Source organism: Tropicimonas aquimaris (assembly GCF_042676185.1).
GTDB lineage: Bacteria > Pseudomonadota > Alphaproteobacteria > Rhodobacterales > Rhodobacteraceae > Tropicimonas > Tropicimonas aquimaris.
Genome location: NZ_JBHTJT010000007.1, coordinates 313,890 through 325,175, shown reverse-complemented (window position 1 = coordinate 325,175; position 11,286 = coordinate 313,890). Strand labels below are relative to the sequence as shown.

At 67.8% G+C, this 11,286-nt stretch carries 10 protein-coding genes; 3 read left to right on the top strand and 7 right to left on the bottom strand.

The window, feature by feature from the left end; translation table 11 throughout:
- Positions 1 to 5: 5 nt before the first annotated feature.
- On the top strand, positions 6 to 785 hold the full coding sequence (locus ACFQ2S_RS05355) for an SDR family oxidoreductase (RefSeq protein WP_386073322.1): 780 nt from the start codon (positions 6 to 8) through the stop codon (positions 783 to 785).
- Between the two features lie 108 nt (positions 786 to 893).
- Positions 894 to 2,639 (top strand): SLC13 family permease, encoded by a 1,746-nt coding sequence (locus ACFQ2S_RS05350; protein WP_386073321.1) that lies wholly within the window; start codon positions 894 to 896, stop codon positions 2,637 to 2,639.
- Between the two features lie 9 nt (positions 2,640 to 2,648).
- Here the strand turns inward: ACFQ2S_RS05350 and ACFQ2S_RS05345 are convergent, their stop codons facing one another.
- A complete protein-coding gene (locus tag ACFQ2S_RS05345) occupies positions 2,649 to 3,908 on the bottom strand; it encodes an aminotransferase class V-fold PLP-dependent enzyme (RefSeq protein WP_386073319.1) in 1,260 nt (419 codons plus the stop codon).
- Between the two features lie 360 nt (positions 3,909 to 4,268).
- Between ACFQ2S_RS05345 and ACFQ2S_RS05340 the strand changes: the two genes are divergently transcribed.
- Complete coding sequence (locus tag ACFQ2S_RS05340; RefSeq protein WP_386073317.1) at positions 4,269 to 5,153, top strand: DUF533 domain-containing protein; 885 nt, start codon at positions 4,269 to 4,271, stop codon at positions 5,151 to 5,153.
- 52 nt (positions 5,154 to 5,205) lie between these two features.
- Here ACFQ2S_RS05340 and ACFQ2S_RS05335 read toward each other — a convergent pair whose 3' ends face one another.
- From ACFQ2S_RS05335 to ACFQ2S_RS05310, 6 genes are all read right to left on the bottom strand, one after another.
- Positions 5,206 to 5,868, bottom strand: a complete 663-nt coding sequence (locus tag ACFQ2S_RS05335; protein ID WP_386073316.1) for an SDR family NAD(P)-dependent oxidoreductase — start codon at positions 5,866 to 5,868, stop codon at positions 5,206 to 5,208.
- 31 nt (positions 5,869 to 5,899) lie between these two features.
- Positions 5,900 to 6,421 carry a glutathione peroxidase gene (locus tag ACFQ2S_RS05330; protein ID WP_386073314.1) on the bottom strand — a complete coding sequence of 174 codons (522 nt, stop codon included), beginning with the start codon at positions 6,419 to 6,421 and terminating at the stop codon, positions 5,900 to 5,902.
- Positions 6,422 to 6,472: 51 nt separating this feature from the next.
- Positions 6,473 to 7,813, bottom strand: a complete 1,341-nt coding sequence (locus ACFQ2S_RS05325; protein ID WP_386073312.1) for an ABC1 kinase family protein — start codon at positions 7,811 to 7,813, stop codon at positions 6,473 to 6,475.
- Between the two features lie 126 nt (positions 7,814 to 7,939).
- A complete protein-coding gene (locus ACFQ2S_RS05320) occupies positions 7,940 to 9,001 on the bottom strand; it encodes a TRAP transporter substrate-binding protein (RefSeq protein ID WP_386073310.1) in 1,062 nt (353 codons plus the stop codon).
- 51 nt (positions 9,002 to 9,052) lie between these two features.
- A complete protein-coding gene (locus ACFQ2S_RS05315) occupies positions 9,053 to 10,672 on the bottom strand; it encodes a TRAP transporter large permease (RefSeq protein ID WP_386073308.1) in 1,620 nt (539 codons plus the stop codon).
- A complete protein-coding gene (locus tag ACFQ2S_RS05310; RefSeq protein ID WP_386073307.1) occupies positions 10,665 to 11,162 on the bottom strand; it encodes a TRAP transporter small permease subunit in 498 nt (165 codons plus the stop codon). Before ACFQ2S_RS05310 ends, ACFQ2S_RS05315 begins: the two co-directional genes overlap by 8 nt.
- Positions 11,163 to 11,286 lie beyond the last annotated feature (124 nt).

The window sequence follows — 11,286 nt, the reverse complement described above, 5'->3', positions numbered from 1 at the left end:
ACCAGATGGACATGGGGATTGCCGGCCGGCGCGCGCTGCTGACCGGAGCCAGCAAAGGCATGGGCCGCGCCTGCGCAGAGCGGCTGGCCCGCGAGGGCGTGGCGGTGACGCTGGTGGCGCGGGGCGCCGAGGCGCTAGAACGGACCGCCGCCGAGATTCGGGCCGAGACTGGCGCGGAGGTTGCCACCGTCGCGGCCGACATAACCACAGACGCCGGCCGCGAGGCTGCTCTGGCCGCTTGCCCGGAGCCGGACATCCTGCTCAACAACGGCGGCGGCAAGCCGCCCGGGGATTTCCGCGACTGGCGGCGCGAGGACTGGATCTCGGCGCTCGACATGATGATGCTGGCGCCGATCGAGATGATCCGGCTCACCTTCGACGGGATGGTGGCGCGTGGCTACGGACGGATCGTCAACATCGCCGCGCGCGGCGTGAAGATCCCGCAGGTCGAGCTTGGCCAGTCGAACGGCGCACGCACAGGGCTCGTGGGCTTCTGCGCCGGGCTGGCGCGCGAGGGAATCGCCCGGAACGTGACGATCAACACCATCCTGCCCGGCATCGTCGAGAGCGACGGCCAACGCCAGCACGTCGCCCGGCTGGCGGAGACCACGGGTCGCAGCTTCGACGAGATCTGGGAGAGCCGCGCGGCCTCCAGCCCCGCCAAACGGTTCGGCCGGCCGGAGGAGATCGCGGCGCTCTTCGCCTTTCTCGCCTCGGATCATGCCGGGCTGATGACGGGGCAGTCGATCCTGATGGACGGGGGCGACTACCCGGGCCTGCTCTGACCCGCTCCGGCGCCGAAGATTTCTGGCGCCGGGCTGATCTGGTTCAAGGACAAGCGCGCCCTGCGGGTGGAGCATGACGGCGGTCCGCCACCGGAATCGGTTCCCCGCATGACCCCGGAAATCGCCTTTGTCCTTGTGCTCTTCGTTGCCGCCGCGATCCTGCTGGCGACAGAACGCATCCCGCCCGACGCGGTTGCGCTCCTGCTGCTTGTGCTGCTGGTCGCCTCCGGGATCATGGACGTGACCTCGGCGCTTCAGGGGCTCGCCAGCGAAGCGATCCTGATCCTCGCATGCGTCATGGTGCTGTCGCGCAGGCTCTCCGACTCCGGGATCATGAGCCGCCTCACCACCCGCCTCGCAGGCAGCAGCGGGCGCTCGCCCCGGGGCATCATGGTGCGGTTGATGCTGGCCTCCGCCGGTCTTTCTACCGTGGTGAGCAACACCAGCACGACTGCGGTGATGATGCCGCTGGCGCAGGATGCGGCCCGCCGGGCGAAATGTCGGCCGGGGCTGCTTCTGATGCCGATGGCCTTCGCCTCCATCCTCGGCGGGTCGGCAACGCTGATCGGCACCTCGACCAACCTCGCGGCGAGCAGCGTGGTGACCAGGCTCGGCCTCGAGCCCTTCGGCCTGTTCGAGTTCTTCTGGGTGGGGCTTGCGGTGACGCTCGCCGGCGTGACGCTGATGGCGCTCCTCGGCGACAGGCTGATCGCGGCCGAACCCGGAGATGCCGCCGACGCGCCTCCGGAGCCGCTCTTCATGGCCACCATCGCGATCGACGAAGCCGTGGTCGGAGACGGCAAGGCGCTGTCGGAGCTGGGCCTCGAGGAACTCGGGGTGACGCCGCTCGCTGTCGACACCAGCAAGGGCCGGGTAGCCGCCCATCCCCGACGCAAGCTTCACGCCGGCGACAGGGTGATTGTCCATGCCGATGCCGAGGCGCTGGCCCATCTCACCGGCAGCGGACGATTCAGCCTGTTCGGGATCGGCGCCAAGCCGCCCGGACGCCAGTTCGCGCAGGCGGTGCTGCTGCCCGGCTCCCACTGGATCGGCGCCTCGGTGGCGCGGATGCGGCAGGAGATCGGCGACGACATCACCGTTGTGGGGCTGCGTCGGCTCGGGACCGAGCAGGTCGCCCGGATCGGTCGCATGCGCCTGCGCGTGGGGGACATACTGCTGTTGGCCGGCACCGGTCAGGCAGTCGAACGCGTCCGTGCGGATATCGACATCCACCTGCTCAGTCCCGACGCCCCGCCCCGGCCCACGCGCCGGGAGGGGTTGTTCACACTCGGGGCGATGCTGTCGGCGATCCTGCTCGGCGCCACTGGGGTGCTGCCACTCGGCATCGCGCTTCTCGCCGCGGTGCTCGGGCTGGTGCTGACCGACCGCTTCTCCACCCAGGACGTCTTCGGGATGATTTCCTGGCGCGTGCTGATCCTGATCGGAGGCATGTCGAGCTTCGGCGCCGCGATGCTGGAAACCGGAACCGCGGAATGGCTGGCGCACCTGATCCTCGACTGGGTCGCCCCGTTCGGGATGACCGCGGTGCTGCTGACGTTGTCGCTGCTGACGGTCGTGCTGACGCAACCGATGTCGAACGCGGCGGCCGCGCTGACGATCCTGCCGATCGCGCTGGCGCTGGCGCCAACGCTGGGGGTCGACCCGCGGCCGCTCGCCGTGGTGGTGACGCTCTCCGCTTCACTCTCCTTCATCGCGCCGCTGGAACCCGCCCTACTGCTGGTCTACGGCCAGAGCCGGTACAGGCTGCTCGACTTCGTTCGCGCTGGCCTGCCGCTGACGGCGCTCTCCGTTCTGATCGTCGTCGGACTCGTGCCGCGGATCTGGCCGCTCTGAAACCGGTCGTCAGCCCCTGCGGGTGATGTCGCGCATCGCCTCGAGCAGGCGCTCGACCTCCTCCAGCGAGTTGTAATGGCAGACCGAGACCCGCACGCAGGCCTCCAACCCCATCGGCGCGAGAATGTTGGCCGAGTAGTGGTCGGCCTTGCGGGTGTGGGTCCGGACACCGGCCTGGTTCAGCGCCTCGACGATCTCCGGCGCCTTCAGCCCGTCGACGGCAAAGGAGACCAGCCCCTCACGTAGCGGGTTCTCGACGCCGCCGACGATGGTCACACCCGGGATCTGCGCCAGCCCGGGCAGGTTGCCGGTACCGTGCAGCATGGCGTCGGTGAGCCGTTTTTCATGGGCGTGGATCGCTTCGCCAGCGGCGACGATCCGTTCGCGGGGGGCGTCGCTCTCGGTGAAATGGCTGCCCAGCCAGTCCAGATAGGCGACGACATCCGAGAAGGTGGCATAAGCGCCGGTGTCGCGCGTGCCCATCTCCCAGGACGCGCCTGGCGCATCGATCAGCGCGTCGCGCGGCAGCCCTGCGAGCCGGTCCGACACCCAAGCCACGCCGTAGCCGTGGCGCGAGAACGCCTTGTAGGGCGAGATCACGTAGCCGTCGACGCCATAGGCGGCAAGGTCCAGCCGACCGTGTGCGGCGTGCTGGATACCGTCGACGATGATGAAGCACTCGGGCGCCACCGCCCGGATGCCGGCTGCGATCTCGGCAACGTCGACGCCCATGCCCGTCACAGGCGAGGTGTGCAGGATGGTCGCAACCCGCGTGTCGGGCGTGATCTGCAGCCGGTAGGCGGCCAGATCCACGCTCCCCCGCGACACGTCATGTTCCACCAGAACATGCGCCTTGCCGCCGACCGGCGCATAGCGCGCGCAGGCGCTGCGGGAGGCGGGGTGCTCCAGCGTCGAGCCGAGGACGCTCCCGCCCTCCGGGGTGCCCAGGCAGGCCGTGCGGATCAGGCGGAACAGCAGCTCGGTCCCGCTCTCGCCCACGAAGAACTGGCCTCCCTCGGGGTTGAAGAAGCTCTGCATGTCCTCGCGCGACCGGGCGATGACGGCGACCAGCGCGCGCGAGGCGACGTTTTCGCGTCCCTGGTTGTCAGGGATCGCGGCATAATCCGCCGAGGTCTGGACCACGGACTTGAGCGTCAGCGCGCCGCCGGCATTCTCGAAGAACACCCGCTCGCCCTGGAAGGGATCGCTGTCGACATGGGCGAAACGGCTGCGGATCTGGTCCAGAAGACCGGGGATGGTATCGAACATGAAAGCTCCCGTCTGATGCGCCCGACCGGTTCCGGTGCGGACCGGAGCGACGATGACGGGCTTTTTCCGGCGTTATCGCATCGTGTCTCGCCGCGTCAACCGAGGCTGGCATCCGACCGGATGGCGCAGACACATCCGCCGATTGCACCGCGTGGCCCACTGGGCAATAGTCATAGGAAATTTTGGCACTGGTCCGGCCGGCAAAGGCCGGGCGCGCGCGGAAACGAGATTGAAAACCCTGCCTTCAGACCGACAGGTCGGGGGATGTGATAGGTGAACTTGGGAGCCGGACCGGGCATCCGGATCATGAAGCCAAGTGGCGAGTGCCCAGTTTCAGAGATATTTCAGGGAGATGAACACATGAGTCTGGTCAGCACATTGGCAAAGGTCGCCGCCGGCGTCGTGATCGCGAAGGGGGTCAAGGGCATGGTTTCGGGCGGTGGCAGCCAGACGGCGCAACCGACCGGGGCAGGACAGGCCTCCGCCGGGGGCGGAATCGAGGACATGCTCGGCCAGATCCTCGGAGGCGGCAGCGCGCCGGGAGGCGGGTCGGCCGGCGGGCTTCAGGACATGCTCGGGCAGGTTCTGGGCGGCGGGACCACCAGCCGTGGCGCAGCGCCCGGCGGCAGTATCCAGGACATGTTGGGTCAGGTCCTGGGTGGTGGTGCCGCACGTGGCGGAGCCTCCGGCGGGAGTCTTCAGGACATGATGGGCGCGATCCTCGGCGGCGGCGCGGGTGCGGCCGCCGGGCGTGGTGGCCTGGGCGGGGCGCTGAACGAGTTGAGCGAGCTCTCCCGGCCGGGCGGCGGAAGCGCCGGCGGTGGCTTCGGAGACAAGCTGAACCAGTCGCTGCAGAACTTCGGCGAACCCGACGAGCCTCCTACGGCGGCGGAAGAGGATCTCGCCGCGGTCATGCTCCGCGCGATGATCCAGGCCGCCAAATCCGACGGCACGTTAGACGACACGGAAAAGAAGCGGCTGCTGGAACGGCTCGGGCAGGTCAGCCAGGAAGAGGCCGATTTCGTGCAGGCCGAGTTGCAGCGCCCTGTCGATCCCACCGCGATCGCCCGGTCGGTTCCACGGGGTGCCGAGCATCAGGTCTACATGATGGCGGCCATGGCGATCGACCTCGACCACAAAAGCGAGGCGAGGTTCCTGCATGAACTGGCTCAAGGCATGGGCCTGAATGGCCAGGTCGCCAACGCGATCCACGACAAGCTCGGCCAGCCGCACCTCTACAGGTAGAACGCCGCAATCGGCACCGGGCGGGGCTTACCCTGCCCGGGCCATCCCCGGCTCACCAGGGAACAGCCTCGCCGGCCCAGTCGAAGAAGCCGCCGTTTTCGGCAGGCGTGAGGCCGTCGATGACCCGAAGCAGGTTATCCGCCGCCGCCTCCGGCCCGACATTTCGATGGCCGGGATAGGCCTGGGTAAAGGGCGTGGCGACCGTGCCGGGATGCAGGGCGACCACCACGGCCTCCTTGCGCTTACGTCCGATCTCGATGGCTGCGGTGTGGACGATCTGGTTCGCAGCCGCCTTCGAGGCGCGATAGGCGTACCATCCGCCCATGCCATTGTCCCCGATGGAGCCGACCCGCGCGGTCAGAACCGCGACCACGCATCGCCCTTCGCGCGGCAAAAAGCGCGGCGCGTGGCGAAGGATCAGAGCAGGGCCGATGGCGTTCACCGCCATCACTTCGGCCATTGCGTCCGCGTCGATCTGATCCAGCGTCTTTTCCGGCTGCCCACCTTCCGGGGCGAGGACACCGGACGCGACAAATACGAGACCAAACGGACCGTCCTGCCGATTCAGCACTTCATCCACGGAAGCCTGATCCGTTACGTCGAGCCCGTGCTCCCTGCGCGAGAGGCCCGTCACCGACACCCCGCGTGCCGCAAGGGACGCCGCAACGGCAGCTCCGATGCCACCCGAATTGCCGATGATCAATGCCCGTTCCACCTCACACCTCCACGTCTGCCCGCCGCCCTCGTCAGTTAAGCAACGCCTCGATACGCCGGGTGATCTTGCGGGATTCCGGCTTGGTAACGGAGCCCCAGGTCTCCACCACCGATCCGTCTGGCCCGACGAGGATCTTGTTGAAGTTCCAGTTAGGCACGAAACCCGTCTCCGCGCGGACCGACTGGTAGAACGGATGCGCGTCCGGACCGCGAACATGGGTGATATCGGCCATGGGTATATCGAGGCCAAAGGTTATCTCGCAGAAATCCTTTACCTCCTCGGAGGTCGACAGCTCCTGACGGAAATCGTTGGAGGGTACCGCCAGCACCACAAGCCCACGTTCGCGATAGCGGTCATAGAGTGCTTGCAACCCGTCATACTGGCCGGTGAAGCCGCAGCGGGAAGCCGTGTTGACCACCAGCACCGGCTGGCCGCGCCATTGCTCCAGAGAAATCTGCCCGCCGTCGATCGATGCAAAGGTGCCGCCCACCGTGCCGGCAGAGGCGATTTTTCCGAGGGAAATGAAAAAGGCCAAGAGAAGGATCCGTCCCATGTGTTTCTCCTGCATGTCTGAAAATGTTTACGTGCGCAGGACGGCACTGGATCACTCGGGCCCGGCGTCGCGCGCCTTGGTGAACGGATCAAGGAGCGGTCCCACCGCCACTCGCGCGCGCAGCCGTGTCGCCAGCAGGAAGATGCCACCGATCTTGCGTTGCAGGTAGAGCAGATCCATCGGAACCGCGGGCGGCGGCACGCGGTCCTCGGCCAACGCCTGTCCCTCGGACCGGAGGCGGGTGAGCAGGTCGCTGTCGCCGAAATCCAGCTCGTCGCGGCGCAACTCGTCAAAGACCATCCGGATCATGGCCAGGATGCGCGCCCGGTGTTGCCGCGGCATTTCGGCGGGAAGTGCCCCGAGTGCCTCGAAGGCCGCTTCGATCCCGCCGGAGTCATCCGCCAGCCCCGCGACAAGGATCTCACGGCACCGAGCGACGATCTCCGGGTCGAGCCGGCGGGTGGCGCCGAAGTCGAGCAGCACGACCCGCCCGCTCTCGGGATTGTAGCGGTAGTTGGCGAAATTCGGGTCGCTCTGGATCACGCCGAAGCGGAAGATCTCGTCGAGCAGCAGAGCGATCAGGTCTCGCGCCACCCTGTCGCGATCCGTCTGCGGCGCCTCGGCCAGCCAGTCGATGCTGCGGCTCGGATGGTAGCTCATCGCCAGCACCGAGCTGGTCGACCATTCCTCGGCCACGGTCGGGATCTCGAAGCGCGTGGTCTCGCCAAGGAGCCGCGCGTAGGCGGTAAGCTGCTCCGCCTCGAACCGGTAGTCCGCCTCCAGATGCAACTGGCGCTTCGCCTCGGCCAGGTAGGGCGAGATCTCGAAGCCGGCCGGCAGCAGGCCGGAAACCCGGATCAGCGTGCCGAGATTGTCGATGTCGCTGTCGATGCTGCGCGCGACGCCGGGATACTGGACCTTGATCGCCAGCTCGGTGCCGTCGCGCAGCTTTGCGCGATGCACCTGGCCGATGGAGGCGGCCGCGATGGGGCGCGTGTCGAACTGCCGGAAACTGCGCCGCCAGTCGCTGCCCCACGCGTCGCGGAGAACCGTCTTGAGCTGATGCGGCGGCATCGGGTCCGCAGCGGCGCGCAGCCGGGAGAGGATCGTGGCCAGCTCCGGCGAAAGCACGTCCCCGGCGTCCATCGAGAGCAGCTGGCCGACCTTCATGGCCGCGCCCCGCATCCGGGCGAGGTCATCGGCGATGCGCGTTGCGTTGGCCGGGGTGAGCAGGAGTTGCCGCAGGTCCGGCCGCTCTCCCCGGGCGACGCTGCGGGCACCGGCCGCCGCCATGTTCCCGGCGATCCCCGTGGCCATCATGCCCAGCCGATGCAGGCGCGCGGCGCGGCCGGCGGGCACCGGGTTGGGCAGGAATGGACGGCGAGATTGCATCGGGCGCTCCGGATCTGGGTCGGGCCGGGGCGTCACGCGCCCGCGGCCTCCACTCCCCAGATAGGGCGCAAGGCCGGGCCGAACAGCCCGGCCCGCCCGTTTACCAGGGGCGTCCCGCCACCGCGATCAGACGCGCTGCGTCAGCATCGGCGCGGTAAAGGCCGCCGCGTAGGCGCGTGCCGGCTCGAGGTAGGCGTGGACGCTTTCCATGCAGCGCGCGAAGTCCGGGTTGGCCTCCGATTGCTCGGCCATGACCTCGGCGACGGCCCCCTTCAGGGCCTCCATCACGTCGTCGGGGAAGGTCTTGAACTCCACCCCGGCTTCCTGAAGCGACTTGAACGCCATTGCGTTGAAATACTCGAACTGACTGACGGTCTCGGATTCCGCGGCGCCGGCGGCGTTACGCAGGATCGCCTGCAGATCCGGCGTCAGGCTGTCCCAAGCTTCCTTGTTGACCACCACGTGCAGGCCTGCGCCCGGCTCGTGGAAGGCCGGCGCGTAGCAATAGGGCGCAACCTTGTTCAGGCCGAACGCCTGGTCGAGCATCGGGCCAACCCACTCGGCGGCGTCAATGGCGCCGGACTGGAAGGCCGGGAAGATCTCGGTCGGCGGCATCAGCACCGCGTTCACGCCGAGCTTGCGCATGGCCTCGCCACCGAGGCCCGCGATCCGCATGTTCAGGCCCGACAGGTCGGCGACGCTGGTGATCTCGTTCTTGAACCAGCCCGCGGCCTGAACTGTGGAGTTGCCCGAGTAGATCGGGATCAGGTTCCGCTGGGCGTAGATCTCGTCGTAGAGTTCCTGCCCGCCCCCGTAGCGCAGCCAGCCGGAGAGCTCAGCGGCGGTGAAGCCGAAGGGGATGTTGGTGAAGATGTGCAACGCGGAGTTCTTGCCGGCGCTGTAATAGGGCGTGGTGTGGCCGATCTCGGCCGTGCCCTGTTGCACCGCGTCCTCGACAGCGAAGGGCGGGACCAGCTCGCCGCCCGAGTAGAGCTTGAGCTGCAACCGGCCCTCGGCCATGGCGTTCACCCGCTCGACGAAGGTCGCGCCGTTCGTGCCGACGCCGGGGGCCTGCGCCGGGAAGGAGGTCGGGCATTTCCACTCGATGATGCCCTGTGCGGTCGCGGGTGCCGCAAGCGCGGCGGCAGGAGCGGCAGCCCCGGCCTTGAGGAATGCACGACGTTTCATGGTTAGGTCTCCAGCTAAGTGTGTCGGAAGCGCGCGCCCCGGATTGGCTTGTCAGCCAAACAGCACATTCGGCAGCCAGGTCGCAAGCGTCGGCCACAGGAAAACGATGCCAAGCGTGAGAATCTGGATCAGGACGAAGGGGACGATCGCCTTGTAGATGGTCGAGGTCGCGATATCGGCCGGCGCGGCGGAGCGGTAATAGAACAACGCGAAGCCGAATGGCGGCGTCAGGAATGAGGTCTGGAGGTTGAGCGCCACCAGCACCGCGAACCAGACCGGATCTACATCCTGCAGCAGGATCGGCCCGACCAGCGGCACCACGATGAAGACGATCTCGACGAACTCAAGCACGAACCCCATGGCGAAGATCACCAGTAGGGTGAAGATCAGCATGCTGGTGTGATCGCCCGGCAGGCCGGTCAGAAGCTCGTGCACCCATTCGTCGCCCTCGAAGCCCCGGAACACGAGCGAGAGCATGGAGGCCGCGAGAATGATGCCGAAGATCATCGCCGAGGTCGTCACCGCCTGGGACAGCGCCGCACCAAAGACGCCCGCACGCACCAGGATCACCACCGCCAGCAGCAGCCCGGCCACCAGCAGCACGGTGAGCAGCAGCGCGAGGAGCGAGCCGGCGCCGAGGCTCACCTGGGCCGCCGAAAGATCGACCCGCCCCACCCCGGTCAGCCGCAGGGCCACCAGCGCGAAGCCTACCGCCGCGGTGGCGGACATGACGTGGCGCAGCCAGCGCGGCGCCGGAGGCGTGGACGGCTCGCGCTGTGGCGGCGCGTCGGGATCGACGTCCGGCCCGCCGGTGGCGCTCACGCGCGCCGCGGTGATCAGGAGCGTGCCCGCTACGCCGATGGCCGCTGCCTCGGTGGGGGTTGCGACGCCGGCAAGGATAGAACCAAGCACCGCGAGGATCAGCAGCACCGGCGGCAGCACCTCCCGCACCACGTCCCATGGCGAGACGTCCGGTTCGGTCTCGACCATCGGCGCGCCCTTGATGCCGGAAAGCCGGAAGGAGACGTAGATACCGTAGAGCAGAACGAGCAGCAGTCCGGGCACCAGCGCGCCCGCGAAAAGGTCGCCCACCGTAACCGCATCGGGTGCGAAATTCCCGGCGCGCTGTTGCGCGTCGAGATAGGCGTTGGACACCTGATCGCCGAGCAAGATCAGCACGATGGAGGGCGGAATGATCTGTCCCAGCGTACCTGAAGCACAGATCAGCCCGCTCGCCGTTGCGTCAGGCACGCCGACGCGGCGCATCGCGGGAAGGCTGATCAGTGTCAGCATCACGATGGTCGCGCCGATGATGCCCGTGGAGGCCGCGATCAGTGTCGAGATCAGCAGCACGGCAAGCGCCAGCGCCCGGGGCGTGCCGCCGAGCACGCGCCCGACCTGCATCAGCATCCGTTCGGCCACCCGCGAGCGTTCCAGCATCACCCCCATCAGCACGAAAAGCGGCACCGCGACGAGCAGCGAGTTGGTCATCACGCCATAGGCGCGCTGCGGATAGGCCCGGAGAAAGCTCAGGTCGAAGGCGCCGAAGCCGGAGGCGATGTAGGCCAGCACCACCGGAACGCCGGCGAGCACCAGCATCACCGGAATCCCGGAGAGAATGCCGGCCAGCAGGCTGAGGCCGAGCATGATCAGCCAGAAATGTTCAATCATGGGCGTGGCTCCCGAGGGACCGGGCCAGCTCCGCAAGGCCCTGCAGGATCATCAGGGCGCAGGCCAGCGGCAGCATCGACTTGACGAGATAGAGCCCCGGCAGCCCGCCCGTCTCGGCCGAGGCCTCGCGGATCGACCAGCTGTAGGCCACGTCGGGCCAGACCCACCAGATGGTGAGCGCAAAGACGGGGATCAGGAAGACCACGATGCCGAACCGGTCGAACCAGAGCTGGCCGCGCGGCGACTGCCCGGACCGGAACACATCGACCCGGACGTGGGAGTCGAGCGCCTGCGCCACCGGCAGGCCGAGCACGACGAGCGTGGCGAAACTGTAGGCGACAGCGTCCTGGAGCTCGATGAACCCAATGCCGAAGACATAGCGCAGTATCACCACGGCGAGCTGGCCGATGAAGATCATCCCGAGCAGAAGCTGGCAGATTCGGCGTGTCACCTCGTGAAATGTCGCGGCGCTCTGGATCAGTAGGTTCATACAATTCCCCTTGGCTGGCCGTCACTTGCCGAAAACCGCCCCGAACCGCAAGGCCGGAGCGGAGGGAATCTCGGCTGTGTGAAGGGAGCGGCTCCGGCGGTTCGGGGCGCGGGGGCAGGAAGCT

Bases quoted from the DNA above. Each gene is read 5' to 3' on its own strand.
- ACFQ2S_RS05340 (WP_386073317.1), top strand. From the start codon at position 4,269: ATGAGTCTGGTCAGCACATTGGCAAAGGTCGCCGCCGGCGTCGTGATC.
- ACFQ2S_RS05315 (WP_386073308.1), bottom strand. From the start codon at position 10,672: ATGATTGAACATTTCTGGCTGATCATGCTCGGCCTCAGCCTGCTGGCC.
- ACFQ2S_RS05350 (WP_386073321.1), top strand. From the start codon at position 894: ATGACCCCGGAAATCGCCTTTGTCCTTGTGCTCTTCGTTGCCGCCGCG.
- ACFQ2S_RS05325 (WP_386073312.1), bottom strand. From the start codon at position 7,813: ATGCAATCTCGCCGTCCATTCCTGCCCAACCCGGTGCCCGCCGGCCGC.
- ACFQ2S_RS05345 (WP_386073319.1), bottom strand. From the start codon at position 3,908: ATGTTCGATACCATCCCCGGTCTTCTGGACCAGATCCGCAGCCGTTTC.
- ACFQ2S_RS05355 (WP_386073322.1), top strand. From the start codon at position 6: ATGGACATGGGGATTGCCGGCCGGCGCGCGCTGCTGACCGGAGCCAGC.
- ACFQ2S_RS05330 (WP_386073314.1), bottom strand. From the start codon at position 6,421: ATGGGACGGATCCTTCTCTTGGCCTTTTTCATTTCCCTCGGAAAAATC.
- ACFQ2S_RS05310 (WP_386073307.1), bottom strand. From the start codon at position 11,162: ATGAACCTACTGATCCAGAGCGCCGCGACATTTCACGAGGTGACACGC.
- ACFQ2S_RS05320 (WP_386073310.1), bottom strand. From the start codon at position 9,001: ATGAAACGTCGTGCATTCCTCAAGGCCGGGGCTGCCGCTCCTGCCGCC.